Annotated in this window: 19 protein-coding genes; 10 read left to right on the forward strand and 9 right to left on the reverse strand. The window is 70.5% G+C overall.

Going from position 1 to position 18,458, the window contains the following annotated elements; translation table 11 throughout:
* Positions 1-43: 43 nt before the first annotated feature.
* The 4 genes from ACK4JY_RS01110 to ACK4JY_RS01125 all read right to left on the reverse strand — a co-directional run bounded on the left by ACK4JY_RS01110 (position 44) and on the right by ACK4JY_RS01125 (position 4,286).
* Entirely contained in the window at positions 44-724 is a 681-nt protein-coding gene (locus ACK4JY_RS01110) for a 50S ribosomal protein L25/general stress protein Ctc (protein WP_409602324.1), read from the reverse strand.
* A gap of 141 nt (positions 725-865) precedes the next feature.
* On the reverse strand, positions 866-1,828 hold the full coding sequence (locus tag ACK4JY_RS01115) for a hypothetical protein (protein ID WP_409602325.1): 963 nt from the start codon (positions 1,826-1,828) through the stop codon (positions 866-868).
* A 255-nt stretch (positions 1,829-2,083) separates the two neighbouring features.
* Positions 2,084-3,271 carry a hypothetical protein gene (locus ACK4JY_RS01120; protein WP_409602327.1) on the reverse strand — a complete coding sequence of 396 codons (1,188 nt, stop codon included), beginning with the start codon at positions 3,269-3,271 and terminating at the stop codon, positions 2,084-2,086.
* A 79-nt stretch (positions 3,272-3,350) separates the two neighbouring features.
* On the reverse strand, positions 3,351-4,286 hold the full coding sequence (locus ACK4JY_RS01125; RefSeq protein ID WP_409602329.1) for a ribose-phosphate pyrophosphokinase: 936 nt from the start codon (positions 4,284-4,286) through the stop codon (positions 3,351-3,353).
* A 204-nt stretch (positions 4,287-4,490) separates the two neighbouring features.
* Here ACK4JY_RS01125 and ACK4JY_RS01130 point away from each other — a divergent pair, with 204 nt between their 5' ends.
* Positions 4,491-5,348 (forward strand): outer membrane protein assembly factor BamD, encoded by an 858-nt coding sequence (locus ACK4JY_RS01130; protein WP_409602331.1) that lies wholly within the window; start codon positions 4,491-4,493, stop codon positions 5,346-5,348.
* 143 nt (positions 5,349-5,491) lie between these two features.
* Positions 5,492-7,192: a DNA repair protein RecN gene (gene recN, locus ACK4JY_RS01135; RefSeq protein WP_409602333.1), complete on the forward strand. Its 1,701-nt coding sequence runs from the start codon at positions 5,492-5,494 to the stop codon at positions 7,190-7,192.
* A 123-nt stretch (positions 7,193-7,315) separates the two neighbouring features.
* Here the strand turns inward: recN and ACK4JY_RS01140 are convergent, their stop codons facing one another.
* From ACK4JY_RS01140 to ACK4JY_RS01155, 4 genes are all read right to left on the reverse strand, one after another.
* Entirely contained in the window at positions 7,316-8,221 is a 906-nt protein-coding gene (locus ACK4JY_RS01140) for a cobalamin biosynthesis protein CbiG (RefSeq protein WP_409602335.1), read from the reverse strand.
* A gap of 70 nt (positions 8,222-8,291) precedes the next feature.
* Positions 8,292-8,807 carry a hypothetical protein gene (locus ACK4JY_RS01145; protein WP_409602337.1) on the reverse strand — a complete coding sequence of 172 codons (516 nt, stop codon included), beginning with the start codon at positions 8,805-8,807 and terminating at the stop codon, positions 8,292-8,294.
* 2 nt (positions 8,808-8,809) lie between these two features.
* Complete coding sequence (locus tag ACK4JY_RS01150) at positions 8,810-9,607, reverse strand: exodeoxyribonuclease III (protein WP_409602339.1); 798 nt, start codon at positions 9,605-9,607, stop codon at positions 8,810-8,812.
* A 109-nt stretch (positions 9,608-9,716) separates the two neighbouring features.
* Positions 9,717-10,664, reverse strand: coding sequence for a hypothetical protein (locus ACK4JY_RS01155; protein WP_409602341.1), 948 nt, complete (start codon positions 10,662-10,664; stop codon positions 9,717-9,719).
* A 137-nt stretch (positions 10,665-10,801) separates the two neighbouring features.
* Between ACK4JY_RS01155 and ACK4JY_RS01160 the strand changes: the two genes are divergently transcribed.
* From ACK4JY_RS01160 to ACK4JY_RS01185, 6 genes are read left to right on the forward strand one after another with little or no spacing between them, the layout of a single operon-like run.
* Entirely contained in the window at positions 10,802-11,893 is a 1,092-nt protein-coding gene (locus ACK4JY_RS01160) for an MBL fold metallo-hydrolase (protein WP_409602343.1), read from the forward strand.
* The gene (locus tag ACK4JY_RS01165; RefSeq protein WP_409602345.1) at positions 11,890-12,663 is read left to right on the forward strand and encodes an enoyl-CoA hydratase; all 774 of its coding nucleotides are present in this window, start codon (positions 11,890-11,892) and stop codon (positions 12,661-12,663) included. Before ACK4JY_RS01160 ends, ACK4JY_RS01165 begins: the two co-directional genes overlap by 4 nt.
* 46 nt (positions 12,664-12,709) lie before the next feature.
* A complete protein-coding gene (locus ACK4JY_RS01170) occupies positions 12,710-13,192 on the forward strand; it encodes a GNAT family N-acetyltransferase (RefSeq protein ID WP_409602347.1) in 483 nt (160 codons plus the stop codon).
* Between the two features lie 51 nt (positions 13,193-13,243).
* Positions 13,244-13,810, forward strand: a complete 567-nt coding sequence (locus ACK4JY_RS01175) for a DUF1285 domain-containing protein (RefSeq protein ID WP_409602349.1) — start codon at positions 13,244-13,246, stop codon at positions 13,808-13,810.
* A complete protein-coding gene (locus ACK4JY_RS01180) occupies positions 13,807-14,469 on the forward strand; it encodes a CoA pyrophosphatase (RefSeq protein WP_409602351.1) in 663 nt (220 codons plus the stop codon). The genes ACK4JY_RS01175 and ACK4JY_RS01180 overlap by 4 nt, the downstream gene beginning before the upstream one ends.
* Positions 14,466-15,686: a CCA tRNA nucleotidyltransferase gene (locus ACK4JY_RS01185; RefSeq protein ID WP_409602353.1), complete on the forward strand. Its 1,221-nt coding sequence runs from the start codon at positions 14,466-14,468 to the stop codon at positions 15,684-15,686. Before ACK4JY_RS01180 ends, ACK4JY_RS01185 begins: the two co-directional genes overlap by 4 nt.
* On the opposite strand, the gene ACK4JY_RS01190 is transcribed toward ACK4JY_RS01185, so the two are convergent.
* The gene (locus ACK4JY_RS01190) at positions 15,667-16,665 is read right to left on the reverse strand and encodes an endonuclease/exonuclease/phosphatase family protein (protein WP_409602355.1); all 999 of its coding nucleotides are present in this window, start codon (positions 16,663-16,665) and stop codon (positions 15,667-15,669) included. The two genes, ACK4JY_RS01185 and ACK4JY_RS01190, sit on opposite strands and share 20 nt — an antisense overlap.
* A gap of 33 nt (positions 16,666-16,698) precedes the next feature.
* Between ACK4JY_RS01190 and ACK4JY_RS01195 the strand changes: the two genes are divergently transcribed.
* Positions 16,699-17,172, forward strand: a complete 474-nt coding sequence (locus tag ACK4JY_RS01195; RefSeq protein ID WP_409602357.1) for a DUF4112 domain-containing protein — start codon at positions 16,699-16,701, stop codon at positions 17,170-17,172.
* Positions 17,173-17,330: 158 nt separating this feature from the next.
* Positions 17,331-18,458 (forward strand): DUF2793 domain-containing protein (locus ACK4JY_RS01200; RefSeq protein ID WP_409602359.1); only part of this gene is annotated, 1,128 nt, incomplete at its 3' end.

Raw genomic sequence — 18,458 nt, forward strand, 5'->3', positions numbered from 1 at the left:
TCGCCGGATGGGGCCGTTCCAGTAGCAGCTTGTCGCGAGGGGATCAGCCCTCGGCGGTGTCTTCCGTCGTTTCGGACTCGCCGGCGGCGGCCTGTTCCGTTGCTTCGACCTCGGCGGCCACTTCGGCGTCATGCGCTTCATCGGCGGCGGCCGAGATGGCGGCCGAAGAGGTCTTGATCGAGGCGATCACGAAGTCACGGTCGGTGATGGTCGGCTCGACGTCCTTGGTGCCCTTGAGGTCGGTCCAGCGGATGGTGTCGCCCAGCTTGTGGCCGGCCAGATCGACGATCAGGTCTTCCGGGATGTGGTCGGCGCGGACCTTGACCTCGACCGAGTGACGGACGACTTCCAGCGAGCCGCCCTGACGGAAGGCCTCGCACTGGTCCTGGTTGATGAAGTGAACCGGGATTTCGATCTTGATCGTCTGCTTTTCGCTGACGCGCATCAGGTCGAAATGCAGCGGACGGTCCGACACCGGGTCGAACTGGACGTCGCGGGCGATGACCGGCTGGGTCTCGTCGCCGTACTTCAGGGTCACCAGGTGGCCCAGCAGCTTGCCGGTGTAGAGCGACTTGCGGAAGTCGCGCTCGTTCACCGAGATGGCCACGGGAGCCTTGTCGCCGCCGTACAGCACGCCGGGGACCATGCCCGCGCGACGCGCGGCGCGGGCGCCGCCAGTGCCGACGCCGTCACGGACATCAACGTTCAGAATGATCTCGGCCATCTGGCTCGCCTCAACAAACAGAAACGCCGCGCTGCGTAATCGCCCGCGCGGCGGGGTTCAAACCCTCGAATTCAAGAGCGCGGGCTATTACACGCAGACGACGGGCGACGCAACCGTTCTGGCGCGCATCGCGCCAGTGGATCAACCTTCGCCGTTCAGGGCCGCGGTCGCCGAGGTCGAAGCCGCTGCGGCGTCGGCCGCCACTGGAGTCTGGACCGCCTCCGGCGTGGAGCCCGCGACCTCGGCCGGGGACACCGCCACCGGCGAGGTCTTGATGTTCTGCGATGTGCAAACGGCGAGATCGCGGGCCACGTGCCGGCCGACACAGAAGATGTCCTCGTAACTGGGACGTGAGGCCGCTAGGCACTGGAAGAGCATCAGCTTGGACATGTTGAAACAGAATTCGCTGTTCTGCTCGACCGTCAGCGCCTCGGTGTTGGCGCGGGCGTCCTCACCGCCGGCTCCGAGCGCCGCGAGGGCGGCCAGCGCCAGCGAGCGAACCACGGCCGGGGTGTACGGAGCCCCTTCACGCGACGGCGTCACGGTTAGTCCGGATCCGGCGTGGGCGGCGGCGAACAGTCGCGCCGATTCCTCGGCCGACGGCAGCATCTGGACGGCGGACAATTCCTTGGCGCCCTGGAGGCGCACGGCGCGGTCCGCCACAGGCGCGGTGGCCCAGCGACGGCGGGGGTCGGACCGGCCCTGGATGGTGTAGGCGTCCTCCTCAACGGCGTCGGCGATCGACAGCATGGTCGCCGCGTCACGGCCGATGGCGTCGACGATCAGGCCCGCCGCCGCGTCGGCGCCCGGAAGCGTGGCGGCATAAGCCGGGTCGGCGGTGATACGGGCCACCATCTCCTGACGGATCGTCGGATCGACGGCGAAGGTCCGGACACCCTCGACGAACTCGGGCGACTGCAGGGCGAGGATCGACCCATAGGCGATCATTCCGCGCGACAGCTGGGCCGGCTCGTAGGAGGCTCCCTTGCGGATCGCCGCCTGGATAGCATCGGCGCTGGAGAAGCCGGCCTCGATGGTGGCGGCCTCGCGCATGAAGGCGACATAGATGGAGGCCGCCTCGGCCACGCCTTGGTTGAGCGTCAAGGCGGGTGGGGGCGGCGGAGGCGGCGCCGGCTCCGGTTCGGGCTCGGGTGTCGCGCAGGCGGCGAGCACGGACACAGCGAGGACGGCGGCCAACGACAGCCCCCGGCGAAAACGAGCCTCAAGCATAGGACTATTCCCCAATTCGACGCGGCGTTCCGTCAGACGCCGGAGCCTTGGCGGCCCTTATAACGCGGTCGAATCGGTTCTCCGAGCGTTAATCCCAGCTTGACTGCAACGACCGCGCAAGGCCGGCGGCTAGTCGCCGGATGCCTGTGCGGGGCGCGAGTTCAGCCTCTCCGTCAGGGACGGCTCCCGCGCGGTTGGCGCGGCCGGAGGTGTAGCTGGCGGAATCGTGATCAGCGCCGGACGGGTGAGCGGCGGAGTGATCACGATCAGTGCGGCCGTTTCAGGGGCGGGTTCCGCAGTGACGTCCGAAACCGTCACGACGGCCGCCGGCATGGCTGCGCCCCGCGAACAAGTGGCCAGATCCCGGACGATATGGCGACCAAGGCAGAACATGTCCTCGTAGTTGGGACGGGAGGCCGCCAGGCACTGGAACAGATTCAGTTTGGACATGGTCAGGCAGCCCTGGCTGACCTGGTCGAACTGCAGGGCGTCGGTGTTGGCGCGGGCGTTCTCACCCGCATAGCCAAGCGAGGCGAGGGCGGCGAGCGCCAGGGCGTTGACCACCGCCGCTGGATAGGGCGGCTGTCGCGGTTCGCCGCTGACCGGCAGGCCGCCGCCGCCGCTGTGGGCGGCCGCAAACAGGCGGGAGGTTTCCCCGGTCGACGGCCGCACGGCGGTCGAGCGCGACTTCGCGGCCTCGAGCCGGCCGGCACGGTCGCTGACATCGGCCACGCCCCAGGAGCGACGTGGGTCGTAGCGGGCCTGGATGGCGTAGGCGTCGTTTTCGATCGAGTCCGCCGCCCGGCTGAGCGCGCCGATGTCCGCTCCAAGCGTCGCCATGACCAGTCCGGCCGCCGCTGCTGCTCCGGGGAGGCGTGTAGCGCGAGCGGGGTCGGCGACGATGTCCGCGACCAGCTGCTCGCGCGCGGCCCGGCCGCCGCCCAACGAGCGGACACCGGCGACAAACTCAGGCGACTGCAGGGCGAGGATGGAGGCGTAGGCCACAAGGCCCCGGGAGATCTGGTCAGGATCATAGGACGCGCCTTGGTGAAGAGCGGCCTGGATCTGCTCCGGGCTGGTGAAGCCGCCCTGGATGGCGGCCATGTCCCGACTGAACGCCATATAGACGGCCGCGGCCTCCACAACGCTCTGGTTCAGGCTGATCGGCGGCGGGGCCGCCGCGGCGATGACCGCGGCCTCATAGGCCACACGCGCGGCCTCTTTCTCCGCTTCGGTCGGGCCGGTTGCGCAACTGGCGAGAAAGGCGACCGCGAGCGCGGCTGCGGAAAAACGGCCACGAGGAAAAGCCTGGCGCATCGGAACTCCTTGGATAACCAGCGGCCATGAACGCCTGTTCTGAGGACGCAAATGGGGCGGCGGAGATCGGGTTCCGGACTTAGTCGAACAGTTTCGAGACGGATTCCTCGTTCGCGATCCTGCGGATAGCCTCGCCAATGAGCGGAGCGACGGCCACGCGGCGGATTTTGCTGCAGGTCAGGACTTCGTGAGGCTGTTCGATCGAGTCGGTGATGACCAGCTCCTTCAACGGCCCGTCGGCGACGCGCTGGACGGCCGGGCCAGAGAGGACACCGTGGCTGATGTAGGCCGAGACCTCGGTCGCGCCCTTGTCGATCAATGCCTTGGCCGCGTTCACGAGGGTGCCGCCGGAATCGACGATGTCGTCGAACAGGATACAGCGCCGGCCTTCGACATCGCCGATGATGTTCATGACCTCGCTCTCGCCCGCCTTGGCGCGGCGTTTGTCGACGATGGCGAGATCGGCGTCGAGGCGGCTGGCGAGGGATCGCGCCCGGACCACGCCGCCGACGTCGGGGGAGACGATCATCAGATCATCTCCGAGCGGATAGTGTTGCCGGATGTCCTGGGCCAGCACCGGAGTGGCGACCAGGTTGTCGGTGGGGATGTCGAAGAAGCCCTGGATCTGGCCGGCGTGCAGATCCATGGTCAGGACCCGGTCGGCGCCGGCCCGGGTGATCAGATTGGCCACCAGCTTGGCCGAGATGGGTGTCCGTCCGCCGGTCTTCCGGTCCTGACGGGCATAGCCGAAATAGGGCATCACCGCCGTGATCCGCCGGGCCGAGGCCCGCACGAGGGCGTCGGTGATTATCAGCAGTTCCATCAGATTGTCGTTGGCGGGGTAGCTGGTCGACTGCAGGATGAAGACGTCCTCGCCGCGGACGTTCTCCTCGATCACGGCGAAGACCTCGTTGTCGGCGAACCGCTTCACCTGCGCCTTTGTCAGGGGCATATCGAGGTGATCCGCGATGGCCTGGGACAGCGTCCGGTTGGAGTTGCCAGAAAGCAGCTTCATGTCCGGTCATCCTTTCGCCGTCATCGCCCGGCTCACAATGCCGCCGTCGCGCTGGCGCGCTACATATCAGGGGACGGCTCAGCCACAAGGCGCGGCGAGTCATTTAGGTAACTTCTTCCCGCATTGGCGCGGGGTTGCCGGCTGGTGTAGAGATCGCGTCTCGTTTTTCGGGGGCGTCGACGGGTCGACGCCCGCCGGCCCGTTATGTTGAGGTCGTCCTTGCCTGCTTCGAAATTCCGCACCGGCCTGATCCTCTCGGCCGTGGCCGTGTCAGCCCTGACGATTTCGGCCTGCGCCGGCCGTGACCGGCCCCGTCTGGCCTATGAGGAGCGCCCGGTCGAGGCGCTCTACAACACCGGCTACGAGCGGCTGGAGCAGGGCCGCTGGAACGACGCCATCGACTATTTCCAGGAGGTCGAGCGCCAGCATCCGTATTCGGAATGGTCGCGGCGTTCGATCCTGATGCAGATCTACGCCTCCTACCAAAGCAGCGATTACGCCGAGGCGATCGCGGCGTCGGACCGGTTCATCCAGCTGTTTCCCGGCAATCCAAGCGCGCCCTATGCCTTCTATATGAAGGCCCTGTCCAACTTCGAGCAGATTACCGACGTGGGCCGGGACCAGGGCTATGCCCAAGCGGCTCTCGACGGATTGAAGGATGTGCAGCGCCGCTATCCCGGCACCTCCTACGCCATCGACGCCACGGTCAAGATCGACATGGTCAACGACCAGCTGGCCGGCAAGGAGATGGAGATCGGCCGCTACTACCAACGCGCCGGTCAGCCGCTGGCGGCGCTGAACCGTTACAAGTCGGTGATCGAGAACGAAGCCTATCAGCGCACCTCGCACACGCCGGAGGCCCTGTACCGGTTGGTCGAGGTCAATCTGGTGCTCGGCCTCAAGGAAGAGGCGACCCGCAACGGCGCGGTGCTGGGCTTCAACTATCCGGGCAGCCCCTGGTACGCCGAGGCCTACGCCCTGCTGTCGGAAGACGGCCGCCAGCCCGAGGTCGCCCCGACCGGCGAGCGTGAAAGCTGGCTGCGCCGGATCATTCCCGGCTGACGTTTCCGGTATGTTCCTCTAACCTCGGGCTTTACCCGGGGGGCGAAAGGCCAGCATTCTCCGGCGTCGCCAGAGAGATCGATTCGCTTGCCTCATCCTGATCCCTGCGCCCTCGGCCCCGTGACCCCAGACCGGGCGAGCCCATGCTGACCGCGCTCTCCATCCGCGACATCGTTCTGGTCGATGCCCTGGACCTTGAGGTCGAGGGCGGGCTGACCGTGCTCACCGGCGAGACGGGGGCGGGCAAGTCGATTATTCTCGACGCCCTCGGGCTGGCGCTGGGCGCGCGCGCCGACGCCGGACTGGTGCGGGCCGGGGCGAAGCAGGCCTCGGCCACCGCCGTCTTCACCGCGCCCGACGATCCCGCCCTGATTGCCATGATCGGCGCGCGGGGCTTCGACGTGACGCCGGGCGAGGAGCTGATCCTGCGCCGCACCGTCTCCGCCGACGGCCGCAGCCGCGCCTTCGTCAACGACCAGCCCGCCGGCGTGACCGCCCTGCGCGAGATCGGTCAGGCCCTGGTCGAGGTGCACGGCCAGCATGAGACCGTCGGCCTGCTGGACTGGAAGACCCACCGCGCCCTGCTGGACGCCTACGGTGGTCTGCAGCCCCAGCTGGACGGGGTGGCGGGAGCGGCGGAACGTCTGAAGGCCGCCGAACGCACCGTCACCGACCTGAAGGCCGCCGCCGCCGACGCGGCGACCCACGCCGAGGAGCTGACACAGAACCTCGCCGACCTCGACGAGCTCGACCCCCGTGCCGACGAGGAGACCGAACTGGCCGGCGAACGCGCCATCCTCGGCGCCGCCGAGAAGGCCGTCGCCGATCTGGCCGACGCCCGCGCCCAGCTGGGCGGGGACAAGCTGTCGCAGAAGCTGTCGGCCGCCCTGCGGGCCGTCGAACACGCCCGGACGCGGGCCGGGCAGGCGGGGACAGATCCCGAGCACCCGCTGCTGCAGAAGCTGTCGGCCGCCGCCGAGGCCATCGACCGGACCATGGTCGAGGCGGAGGAGGCCATCGCTTGCGTCGACGCCGCCGCCAACGCCTTCGACTTCGAGCCGGGCCGGCTGGACAAGGCCGAGGAGCGGCTGTTCGCCCTCCGCGCCGCCGCGCGCAAGCTGAACACCTCGGTCGAGAGCCTGCCGGTGCTGCGGGTGCGGTTCCGCGAGCGGCTGCGGCTGATCGAGGATGGAGCCGAGGCGATCACCGCGGCCGAACGGGCCGCCTCGGCGGCGCGGGAGGCCTATGACGTCGCCGCCATCCTGCTGACCTCGGCGCGCGAGGCCGCCGCGGAGCGGCTGACCGCCTCGGTGATGACTGAACTGGGCCCGCTGAAGCTGGACCGCGCCCGCTTCCGCGTCGCTTTCGAGCCGGTCGCCGAGGGGCGGCGGGGGCCGCTGGGCGTCGAGACGGTCCGCTTCGAGATCGCCACCAACGCGGGGACCCCCTTCGGGCCGCTGGATGCCATCGCCTCGGGCGGCGAACTGGCCCGTTTCGCCCTGGCCATGAAGGCGGCGCTGGCGGGGCGCGAGGACCAGCGCCAGCCGGTGATGATCTTCGACGAGGTCGATCAGGGGGTCGGCGGGGCCGTGGCCTCGGCGGTGGGGGCGCGGCTGGAGCGGCTATCGACCGGGGCCCAGGTGCTGGTGGTGACCCACAGCCCACAGGTCGCGGCGCGCGGCCACGCCCACTGGAAGGTGCGCAAGGCCGACGCCGGCGGGATGACCACCACGACCGTCGATACGCTGGACGAGGCGGCGCGGCGTGAGGAAATCGCCCGCATGCTGTCGGGCGCAGAGATCACCGACGAGGCACGCGCGGCGGCCCGGGCCCTGATCGGGTAGAGAACCCGGCCCTATTCTCGCTAGGCGAGAAAAGTGTCCGAGCCGGTGAAATTTCGTGGGACACTTTCGGACACTTCGGACAAATTCCGGCGGTCCGACGCCGACATCCAGTGATGTGGGGGATCAGGCGCCCAGAATCCAGCCCTCTTCCAGCTCGACCTGTTCGATCCGCGCCTCGTCGACGCCCTTGGGCGGGGCGAAGGCCTTCGACAACTCGCCGGCCTCGTCCATCTTCGCCAGCGCCTCGGCGGTGGCGCGAACCTGGGCCTGGTCCTTGAACTCGCCGGGGTTGGGCGCGGCGTCGAACATCGACGGCCAGACCTCGACGACCAGCGTCGACAGGGGCTCGACGTCGGCCGGCTCCAGCGCGCGCCAGCCGGTGCCGAACGGCCAGACGGCGCCCGAGGGGCCGAGGCTTTCCAGCAGGCGGCGAACGGCCGGGATGCCGACCAGGGTCTGGCCGCCGACCGCGCCGGCGCCGTGCATCTGCCAGACGCTCTTTGGCTGGAGCTTGCCCTTGCGCGCCGCGACCTCGGTCGCGCGGAACTCGGGGATGTCGGCGCCCGAGCCCGGCGGCGGCTTGGTGGTCGTCAGCCAGCGCTGCGCCTGTTTGGCGGGCGCGCCCCACATCGGCCAGGCGTTGTCGGTCATCAGCCGATTGATCTTGGCGGCGACCTGGTAGCGGTTGTTGGTGTTGTCCGCCTTGTCGACGACATTGGCGGCGAGGAATTTCCACATCGCCTGCCACGGCGTGCCGCTCAGCTGCAGCCGCCCGGCCGTGCCGGCGGGAAAGCCGAAGTTGAAGTCGAAGCCGAACAGCACCCGGTCGCCGCGCTTGCGGTGGTCGGCCAACAGGCCGGCGAGCAGTTTCTCGCCCTCGGCCCGCGTCGCGGCGTTGTGCGTCTCGGTATACAGGCGGAAGCGGACGTCGCGCTTGGCCACGCCGATCCAGATCGACTGGTCGCCCAGCTTCTTGCCTTCGGCGGCGGTCCAGTTGGCGATGATGTAGGCGTCAAACAGGCGGGCCACGGCGGGCGCTCCGGATACTCGGGCAGGGATCGGGCCTTCTAGCCTTCCGGCGACGGGGTAGGAAGGGCGATCAGCCTTTCAGCAGGGCCTCGAGGTGCGACAGCCAGCGGCGGCCCAGCCGCAAGGCCTCGCCCGGCGAACTGGTCTGGACCGGCAGGGTGGCGTCCCACAGGGCCAGTTCGAACTCCGGGTGCCGGGCATCGCCGAACATCAGCCGCAGCACCACCTGTTCGGCGTCCGGCGCCAGCACGTCCAGCGATTTGCGTGTCTCGCCGCGACGGACGCGGGCGACGACGTGGCCGTCGACGATGATCTCGCCGCCGTCAATTTCGTCGAAGGCGTAGACCAGGCCCGTCGCCCCACGGTTCCACAGCACCGCGACCTGGGCGCCGTCGAAGTCGAGACCGGCGGCGCGGCCCTCGGCCGGCGACAGGGCCTCGGCCTCGGGCGCGCCGCCCAGCGATTTCAGCAGGGCGCGACGCATGCGGCGCACCGGCTCCATCCACCAGACGAGGACCAGAATCGCCGTCGTCAGCGCCGCCGCCGCCAGGGCCACGAGCAGGATGACCCGGAGCACCTCGGCCATGGTCAGTCTTCCAGCTCGACGACGACCGGCACGTGATCCGAGGGCTTGTCCATGTCGCGAGCGTCGCGGTGGGTCTCGATCGACCGGAAGCGGTCGGCGGCCTGCGGCGACAGCAGGTGGAAATCGATGCGGATGCCGTGGTCGCGCTGCCAGGCGCCGGCCTGATAGTCCCAGAAGGTGAAGGTCCCGGGCGGCTGTCCGCCCAGTTCACCGGCGTCGGAGAGGCCGAGATGGCGCATGGCCTGGAAGGCGGCCCGGGTCGCGGGCTGGAACAGGGCGTCCCCGGTCCAGGCCGCGGGATTTCGCGCGTCCTCCGGCGTCGGGATGACGTTGTAGTCGCCGCACAGGGTGAACGGCTCCTCCAGCGCCAGCAGATTCCGGGCGTGGGCGTGGAGCCGGTCGAACCAGGCCAGTTTGTAGGCGAATTTCTCGGTGCCGAGCGGATTGCCGTTGGGCAGGTAGATGCAGCCGACGCGGACCGGGCGCGGCGCCTCGATCACCGCCTCGATATAGCGGGACTGTTCCGCATCGGCTTCGAAGCCCGAGGCGTCGACGCCGGGGAGGCCGCGGCGGACGTCCGACAAGGGGTATTTCGAAAGCAGGGCGACGCCGTTGTAGCTTTTCTGGCCGTGCGTCTCGACGTTATAGCCGAGGCTCTCAAAGGCCTCGCGCGGGAATTTCTCGTCGATGCATTTGATTTCCTGCAGGCAGGCGACGTCCGGGGTCGCCGCTTCCAGCCAGGCCAGCACCGTCGGCAGGCGGGCGTTGACCGAGTTCACGTTCCAGGTGGCGATGCGCATCGCCCATGACTACGGCGCGTCGGGGGGCTCTGTGAAGCACCGATCGCTCAAACGAAAGACGCCCCGGGGAAGGTCCCCGGGGCGTCTGCTTCAGAATGGCCAAAAGCCGTTACTGTTCGGTCGTCGCCGGGGCGGCGGCCGTGAGCGTGCAGCCGCCCGAGAGCGCGGCCGCCTGGGGCGTGGTGCAGGCATGCACTCGCTGGGCTGTGCGGGTCTCGCCAATGCGGGCGAAATAGCCGTCGCCGGCGCCGCATTTCACTTCATAGACCAGCAGGCCCTGGACGTCGCGGCCAACCCGGCGGGCCTCCTGGACGACGCAAGCCGCCGCGTCCGTGCCGGCGAGAATGGTCGTCCACGCGCCGGCGGTCTCGGCGGCGGTGGTGTAGCGGCATTCGACCTTCTGCAGCGCCAGATCCCAGCAGGGGCTGGTCTTCCAGCCGTCACCGGCCTTTTCGATCCAATAGCCGTCACGGTCGGCGCAGCCGATCTCGTAGATCAGATCGCCCGCCGGATTCTTGCCGACGGCTGCGGCCTGATCCACCGTGCAGTCAACGCCGGCTTCCGCGGCGTAAGCAGACAGAACCGGCACGGGGTTGAGGTTCACCGGCAGGGTGCATTGCTGTCCGACATCCGCCTCGGGATCGCGCAGACGGCTGGTTTCGGCCTGGCCGGCGAGTTCGATGCAGTTGAACGTCTGTGGCGGCGTCGAGCCGACGATCAGCCAGCCCGACCCGCCGGCGCAGACCAGTTCATAGGTCGAGTGCGACTCGGCGGTGACGCCGAGAAGCGTCGCTTCCGACACCTGGCAATCGACCCCGGCGCTGGTCGCGAGCGTCTGGGCGGCGGCGCGGTTTTCTTCCGCGGTCGGAGCGGCGGGGGCCTGGCGTTCGCGGTCGTTCCGCTGGCGCGTTCTGGCGCGATCGCTCGCGCTCTGCGGGCTGGAGTCAGCGGCCGCGTATCCAGGCTGGGGGGCGGACCCCGCCGAAGCCGGCTGGGCTGCAGCCAGGGCCAACGCCAGAGACGCTCCCAGCACGGTGAAGATATTGTTCTTGAACACGTCGATACTCCGAAGGGAAACCGTTCCCGAAAACCCTTGGCCGCCGCGTGTGGCGGGGTCAAGGCGTAGGGGCGCCGGTGCTGGACGGCGGTCCCGGCTTCGGCCTATGGTCGCGTGAGTTTTGATTGGAGACGGACTTGGCGGACGGACTGGCCGTGACGGAACCGGATGGGCCGGCGCGCGAAGAGCGCGGCCTCACCTATCCGTGGCCGTCGCCGCCGGCCTCGGGCGAAGCGGTCGAGGTCACGCCGGACATCCGCTGGATGCGGCTGGCCATGCCCATGGCCCTGAACCACATCAATGTCTACGCCGTGCGGGACGGGGCGGGCTGGGCGCTGATCGACACCGGGCTGGACCTGCCCGCCGGCCGCGAGGACTGGGAGCGGCTGCTGGCCGGGCCGCTGGAGGGGCAGCCGGTGACGCGGGTGATCTGCACCCACATGCACCCCGACCACATCGGTCTGGCGGGCTGGCTGTGCGAACGCTTCGCCGCGCCGCTGGTGATGACCCGGCTGGAATATGTCACCGCCCGGATGCTGCTGGCCGACACGGGGCGCACCGCGCCGGAGGACGGCGCCGTCTTCTACCGGGCGGCAGGCTGGGATGACGACCAGGTGGAGGGGTATCGCACCGGCTATGGCCAGTTCGGGCGGGTGGTTTCACCGATGCCGACGGGCTTTGTCCGGATGCGCGAGGGCGACCGGCTGAGCATCGGCGGGCAGGACTGGCGGGTGGTCGTCGGCGAGGGACACAGTCCGGAGCACGCCTGTCTGTGGCGCGAGTCGGACGGGGTCGTGCTGGGCGGCGACCAGATCCTGCCGAAGATATCCTCCAATGTGTCGGTGTGGCCGACCGAGCCGGACGCCGACCCGCTGGGGGACTGGCTGGGCTCGCTGGAGCGGATGAAGACGGTGTTCCCGGACGAGGTGCTGGTGCTGCCGTCGCATGGAGAGCCGTTCCGCGGCGTGCAGGCGCGGCTGGAGGGCCTGATCCGCGGACACCGGACGGCGCTGAAGCGGCTGGAGCGGACCCTGCGCGAGCCGTGCCGGGCGGTGGACGTGTTTTCCGCCCTGTTCGCCCGCCCGGTCGGCGACGGCGTCAGAGGCATGGCGACGGGCGAAAGCCTGGCGCATCTCAACTATCTGCTCCACCGGGGCCGGGTTTCGCGCAGGCGCGACGCGGACGGCGTGGATTGGTGGACCTTGACCAGACAGGAACCAGAGACGTGACGGATCATATCAGGACACAACTGGCCGACGGCGTGCTGACGGTGACGCTGGCGCGGCCGGAGAAGAAGAACGCCATCACCCAGGCGATGTACGCCGCGCTGTCGGAGGCGACCGAACAGGCCCGGACCGACGACGCCGTGCGCGTGCTGCTGTTCCGCGGCGAGGGCGACAGCTTCTCGGCCGGCAATGACATCGCGGACTTCATCGCCATCGGCTCGCAGACCGACCAGCCGTTCGACATGGCGGTGTTCCATTTCCTCAAGGCGCTGGCCGAGCTGGACAAGCCGGCGGTGGCGGCGGTGCGCGGCCGGGCGGTTGGCATCGGCCTGACGATGCTGTTGCACTGCGACATGGTGGTGGTGGCCGAGGACGCCCTGCTGTCCGTGCCGTTCATCAATCTGGCGCTGGCCCCGGAGGCCGCGTCGTCGCTGCTGTTGCCGGCGGTGCTGGGGCACCAGCGGGCGTTCGAGATGTTCGCCCTCGGTGAGCCGGTCGACGGGCGCACGGCGGTGGCCTGGGGGCTGGCCAACCGGGCCGTTCCGGCCGACCAGGTCGAGGCGACGGCGGCGGAGCTGGCGGCCAAGCTGGCGGCCCGGGCACCCAATTCGATCCGCAAGACCAAGCGGCTGATGCGGGACGCCGAGGCGCTGTGGGCGCTGATGCAGCGCGAGGGCGAGGCCTTCGGCAGCCAGATGAAGAGCCCCGAAGCGATGGAGGCCTTCATGGCCTTCAGCCAGAAGCGCGCACCCGATTTCTCGAAAGCCGGGTGATGAATTCCGTTGATTCGGGAGCGCGCCGTCCTTAGGTGCGCGCGCCATGCTCGCCCCCACCCTGACCCCTGTCCTGCGCATTGAGGCCGAGACGCCCGCCGACGCGGCGGCGGTCGAGGCGCTGGTGCTGGCCGCCTTTGGCCCGGGCCGGTTCGCCAAGACGGCGGAGCGGCTGCGCGAGCGGGCCGGCGTGCGGGCCGGGTTCGTGGTCCGCGAGGGCACGCGGCTGCTGGGTTCCGTGCGGCTGTGGTCGATCGCCATCGACGGCGCGCCGGCCCTGTTTCTGGGGCCCATCGCCGTGGCCGCCGACAATCGCAAGGCGGGGCTGGGGGCCGATCTGGTCGAGGCCTGTCTGGCGCATGCGACGGCGGCCGGGCTGGGCGTCCTGCTGGTCGGCGACGCGCCCTATTTCGGCCGGTTCGGCTTCACCGCAGCGCCGGAAGTCCGCCTGCCTGGGCCGGTCGATCCGGCCCGGCTGCTGTGGCGCGGCGAGGGTTCGCCGGGCGGGATGGTGACCGCGCGGGCGTGACCCGGACGTGGAAACCATTGCCAGAGTCACCGCAAGGTCTAAGTCTGGGCCATGGCTGAGCCCACGGATCACAAAAGCGGACTGGCGGCCCTGGCCGAGGCCGCGAAGCCGGCGCAGGGCCGCGGCCTGCCGCCGGTGCACCTGTGGCATCCGGAGCATTGCGGCGACATCGACATCGTCATCCGCCGCGACGGGACGTGGCTGCATGAGAACTCGCCGATCGGCCGGGCCGAGCTGGTGCGGCTGTTCTCGACGGTGCTGCGCAAGGATCCCGACGGCTACTGCCTGGTCACCCCGGTCGAGAAGCTGGCGATGCGGGTCGAGGACCTGCCGTTCCGCGCCGTCGCGCTGACGCAGGCGGACGGCGTTCTGGGCTTCACGACCGATGTCGGCGACGTGGTCGAGGCCGGCGACGAGCATCCGATCCGGGTCGAGACCGACGCGGCGACGGGCGAGCCGGCCCCGGCCCTGCATGTCCGCGCCGATCTGTGGGCGCGGATCGCCCGTCCGGTGTTCTACGAGCTGGTGGAGTTGGCCGCCCTTGAGGACGGCCGGCTGGTGGTGCGGTCCGGCGGCGCCGCTTTTGATCTGGGCGCGACCGGGGCGGACGGCCGATGAGCCTGGTCTCGCTGCGGGAGCGGCTGATCGAGCGGCTGGCGCCGACGGCGGACTGGACCCCGGACGGGCTGCCGCAGCAGTCGGACTACGACCTCAATCCCGGGGCCGAGCGATCCGGCCGGACCCTGCGCCCGGCGGCCGTGCTGGTGCCGGTGATCGCCCGGGCCGACGGGGCCACGGTGCTGATGACCCGCCGCTCCGACAGTCTCGCCAGCCACAGCGGCCAGATCGCCTTTCCGGGCGGCCGCCTCGACCCGGGGGAGACCGCCGAGCGCGCCGCCCTGCGTGAGGCGTGGGAAGAGGTGGCGCTGGATCCCGGGGTCGTCGAGGTGCTGGGCGTCGGCGACGCCTATGAGACGGTGACCGGGTTTCTGGTCACGCCGGTGGTCGGCTGGCTGCGCGAGCCGCCGGTGGTGACGCCGTCGCCGGACGAGGTCGCCGAGGTGTTCGAGACCCCGTGGGACTTCCTGATGGACCCGGCCAACCATCGCCGCGAGTCCTACGAGCCGGAGAGTGGGCCGCGACGGTGGTTCTGGGCCATGCCGTGGCGCGAGCGCTATATCTGGGGCGCGACCGCCTCGATCGTCCGCGGGCTGCGGACCCGCCTGTACGGCGACGAGGCCGAGCCCGCCGCCGCCGTCGACGAGGACGCGGCGTGACCGCTCCTCTCGAAGGCCAGCCATGGCTGACGGCGTCGGCGACCCGCGCGGTGATCGCCGCGCTGGAGGCGGCCGGCGGTCCCGGCTGCGCCCGGTTCGTCGGCGGCTGCGTGCGCAACAGCCTGATCGGCCAGCCGGTCGCCGACATCGACATCGCCACGACCCTGAAGCCCGAGGCGACCGACCGCGCCATCCGGGCGGCGGGGCTGAAGGCCGTGCCGACCGGGATGGCCCACGGCACCGTCACCGCCGTGGCCGAGCGCCAGCCGTTCGAGATCACCAGCCTGCGCCGCGACGTCTCGACCGACGGACGCAAGGCCACGGTGGCCTTCACCGACGACTGGGGCGAGGACGCGGCCCGGCGCGACTTCCGCCTGAACGCCCTCTACGCCGACGCCGCCGGGGTGGTTTTCGACCCGACCGGCGAAGGCGTCGCCGACGCCTTGGCGGGCCGGATCATCTTCGTCGGCGATCCGGAGACGCGCATCCGCGAGGACTTCCTGCGCATCCTGCGCTTCTTCCGCTTCCACGCCTGGTACGGGCGCGGCGCGCCGGACCCGGCAGCGCTCGCCGCCTGCCGTGAGCTGGCCCCCGGCATGACGCGGCTGTCGGCCGAGCGGGTCTCCAGCGAACTGATGAAACTGCTGGCGGCTCCGGACCCTCGAGCCGCTGTGGCGGCCATGGCCGAGGCCGGGGTGGTGGAACAGATCCTGCCGGAGGGGCGTCCGTCCGCCGCGTTCGACGCCGCGGTCGAGCAGGAGGCCGACGCCGTCGTGCGGTTGATGCTGCTGCTTCCGGCCGACGAAGGCGTGGTGCGGGCGGCGGCGACGCGGCTGCGCCTGTCCAACGCGATGCGGGACCGGCTGGCTGACGCGGCCGGGGCGTATCCGGCGGTCGACCTGGGCATGAGCGATCGGGAGGCGCGGGCGGCGCTGTATCGGCTCGGCGCGCCGGCCGTTGCTGACGCTGTTCGCCGTCACCGGTCCGAGGCTCCGGGTCGGGCCGATGAAGCCCGGCGTCTGCTGGGCCTGGCCGACGGATGGCAGAGGCCGCGCCTGCCGGTCGGCGGCCGCGACCTGGCCCCGCTGGGCGTGCAACCGGGCCCGGAGACCGGCCGGCTGTTGAAGGCGTTCGAGGATGGCTGGATCGCCGACGACTTCCCGACGACTGGCCACGCCGAGCGGCTGGCCGCGCTGGTCAGTCCGCCGCGCGGGTGATCCGGGTCACCACCGGGCGGTGGTCGGAGCCGGTGGGGCGTCCCAGCCGCCGGCCCGTGAAGGCAAGCTCGGGCGAGACGTAGACCTGATCGATGGTCAGGCCCAGCGGCGCCGGCAGGTCGGTTGGCCAGGTGCCCGGGAAGCCCGGCGCGGGATGCAGACCGAGGTCGCGCTGGACCTGCTGGCCGATCCGCGCGCTTGAGACGCTGTTGAAATCCCCGGCCACGACCACGGGGCCGCTCAGGCCCTCGACCACCGCCTGCAGGGCCATGGTCTGGCTGATCTGGCCCCACTGCTCCTGAAAGGGCCAGGGCCGGGTCAGGTGGACGCCGACCACGTTCAACGGGCCGAGCGGCGTCTGCGCCACCGCCGCCACGGAGTGCAGGCCGTCGGGCGGATCGGCCAGGGGGGTCAGCGGATAGCGCGAGGCGATCACGGATCGGGAGGGGCCGCGCGTCTGGTCCAGCCGCATCGAGGCGGCGCGGTAAGGGTAGCCTTCCAGCAGCACGTCGGCCTGGCCTGCCGCGTGGCGTCCCAGTTCGATCAGCACCACGATGTCGGCGTCGGCCTCGACGATGGAGCCGCGGATCGCGGCGAGGTCGTCGTTCAGATAGTAGAGATTGGCCGAGTACAGCCGCAGGACGGGCGCGCCGGGCGCGGGGCGCGGTCCGCCCGGGAACCACTGCGGGGCCAGGGCGATCATCAGGGCGATGCAGGCGACGACGCCGTGCAGGGCCGCCGTCCTGAGCCGCGTCAGCGCCGTCACAACCGTCAGCACCGCCGTGACCATCAGGGCCGGGGCGGTGAACTGGGCGAGGATGTCGAGCCAGCGGTGGCCGATCCCGCTGAGGGCGACGAGGGCGAGACCCAGCGGCGCGGCGAACAGCAGCCTGACCAGACCATCCACGGGGCCGGCCGGGAGCCACGGTCGAGCCCGGTCGCGCGGCCCTTGCGTTTCGCGTTGAACGGGGGTCGTCATGGCGCGTTACGGTCTCGCTTGGGAAGGGGTGGCATGGCCAGACGGACCATCGGCGATATCGAGAAAATCTGGGCCAATGTCGAGGGGGTGAAGAAGCTCTCCGACCGGGCGGTGGGCATCGGCCCATTCGGCATCGGCCTGGACGGCCTGCTGACCTGGGTGCCCGTCGTGGGCACGGTCTACAGCGTCGGGGCCTCGGCCTGGCTGCTGACGCAGGCGGTCCGGGCCAAGGCCTCGCCGGCGACGATCGCGCGAATGGCGGGCTATCTGGGTCTGGACAGCGCCACGACAGCCGTCGGGGAGGTCATTCCCTTCGCCCCCGACGTGGTCGACTTCTTCTTCCCCGGCCACCTGATGGCGGCCAGGGCGCTGCAGAAGGACATCGAGACCACCCACTGGGTCGAGGCCAATGAGCGCGAGGCGCGGGCGTCCGGCGACCATGATCGACACCTGGCCGAGATGAAGCGCAAACCGGGTCTTCGGCGGGTGATCTATCTGCACGACTGAACGGCGATATTCTCTGCTACCTTTTCGGCCCTCCCTGTCACAATAATTTTGGCCAAGTCCTTGACTCCAAAGGGCGGGAGTCGCCCGCCAGCGTCCTGAACCCGCCACAGGAGCGGACGGCCGCACACTGATCCCCGACAGACATTCGGAGATCAGTGATGAGCGACGACCAGACCGCCCGCCTCGGCCTGCCTTACCTGGCGGCGGGCCAGATGCAGAAACATGTGACGCTGAACGAGGCCCTGACCCGGCTCGACGCCCTGGTGCAGACCGCGGTGGTCAGCCGGACCGTCCAGACGCAGCCGGCCGATCCGCCAGACGGGGCCCTGTACATCCTGCCGCCCGGCGCGGCCGGCGCCGCTTGGGCCGGGCGGCCGGAAGGCGCGCTGATCCGCGCCGAGGCCGGCGGCTGGACCGTCGTGGCGGCGCCCGATGGTCTCGTGGTCCTTGTCGCCGACGCCGGCGAACTGATCGTCCGCGACGGCGGGGCCTGGGCGCCGCTCGGCGCCCGGCTGGGGGCGCTGCAGCAACTGAGCCGTCTCGGCATCGGGACCACGGCCGACGCCGGCAATCCCTTCGCCGCCCGACTGAACAAGGCCCTGTGGACGGCGCTCGAGGCCGGGGCCGGCGGCGACGGCGACCTGCGCTTCACCTTCAACAAGGAAGGTCCGGGCGATGTCCTGTCCCTGCTGTTCCAGAGCGGATGGGGTGGACGGGCGGAACTGGGCCTGATCGGCGACGACGACTTCCGGCTGAAAGTCAGCGCGGATGGCGGCGTCTGGCGCGACGCCTGTTGGGTGGATCGCGAGTCCGGGCGCTTCAGCTTCGCCCTCGGGGCTGTCCGCCGGCAGGTGACGGTGCTCGAGGAGGCCGGACACTACGACGTCCCGGCCTGGGCACGGACGATCGAGGCGATCGCGGTTGGGGGCGGCGGCGGCGGCGGAGCCGGCGCGTCCGGCGCGTCCGGCGCACGTTTCGGCGGCGGCGGCGGTGGCGCGGGCGGGGTCAGCCGGGCGCTCTGGTCGGCCGATCAAGTGACGTCGGGCCTGACCGTGGAGGTCGGCGCCGGGGGCGCGGGCGGCGTGGGGACCGACGGCTCGGGCGGCGGCGCATCGATCATTTCTCTGGGCGCGACAGCGCTTCTGACGGCGACGGGCGGCGGCGGCGGCTTGGCCGGCGCCTCGGGCGGCGGCGCGGGCGGCCCCGGCGCCGGCGTGTGTGGTCCCCGCTCCAATGGCGGCGGGGCGTCCCGCGTCAGCGAGGCAGGGGCGGCGGGCGAGAGCCTC

Source organism: Brevundimonas sp. (assembly GCF_046295595.1).
In the GTDB taxonomy this organism is placed as follows: domain Bacteria; phylum Pseudomonadota; class Alphaproteobacteria; order Caulobacterales; family Caulobacteraceae; genus Brevundimonas.

Bases quoted from the DNA above. Each gene is read 5' to 3' on its own strand.
- ACK4JY_RS01175 (WP_409602349.1), top strand. From the start codon at position 13,244: ATGGCTGAGCCCACGGATCACAAAAGCGGACTGGCGGCCCTGGCCGAG.
- ACK4JY_RS01190 (WP_409602355.1), bottom strand. From the start codon at position 16,665: ATGACGACCCCCGTTCAACGCGAAACGCAAGGGCCGCGCGACCGGGCT.
- ACK4JY_RS01145 (WP_409602337.1), bottom strand. From the start codon at position 8,807: ATGGCCGAGGTGCTCCGGGTCATCCTGCTCGTGGCCCTGGCGGCGGCG.
- ACK4JY_RS01130 (WP_409602331.1), top strand. From the start codon at position 4,491: ATGTTGAGGTCGTCCTTGCCTGCTTCGAAATTCCGCACCGGCCTGATC.
- ACK4JY_RS01170 (WP_409602347.1), top strand. From the start codon at position 12,710: ATGCTCGCCCCCACCCTGACCCCTGTCCTGCGCATTGAGGCCGAGACG.
- ACK4JY_RS01125 (WP_409602329.1), bottom strand. From the start codon at position 4,286: ATGAAGCTGCTTTCTGGCAACTCCAACCGGACGCTGTCCCAGGCCATC.
- ACK4JY_RS01180 (WP_409602351.1), top strand. From the start codon at position 13,807: ATGAGCCTGGTCTCGCTGCGGGAGCGGCTGATCGAGCGGCTGGCGCCG.
- ACK4JY_RS01195 (WP_409602357.1), top strand. From the start codon at position 16,699: ATGGCCAGACGGACCATCGGCGATATCGAGAAAATCTGGGCCAATGTC.
- recN (WP_409602333.1), top strand. From the start codon at position 5,492: ATGCTGACCGCGCTCTCCATCCGCGACATCGTTCTGGTCGATGCCCTG.
- ACK4JY_RS01150 (WP_409602339.1), bottom strand. From the start codon at position 9,607: ATGCGCATCGCCACCTGGAACGTGAACTCGGTCAACGCCCGCCTGCCG.
- ACK4JY_RS01120 (WP_409602327.1), bottom strand. From the start codon at position 3,271: ATGCGCCAGGCTTTTCCTCGTGGCCGTTTTTCCGCAGCCGCGCTCGCG.
- ACK4JY_RS01110 (WP_409602324.1), bottom strand. From the start codon at position 724: ATGGCCGAGATCATTCTGAACGTTGATGTCCGTGACGGCGTCGGCACT.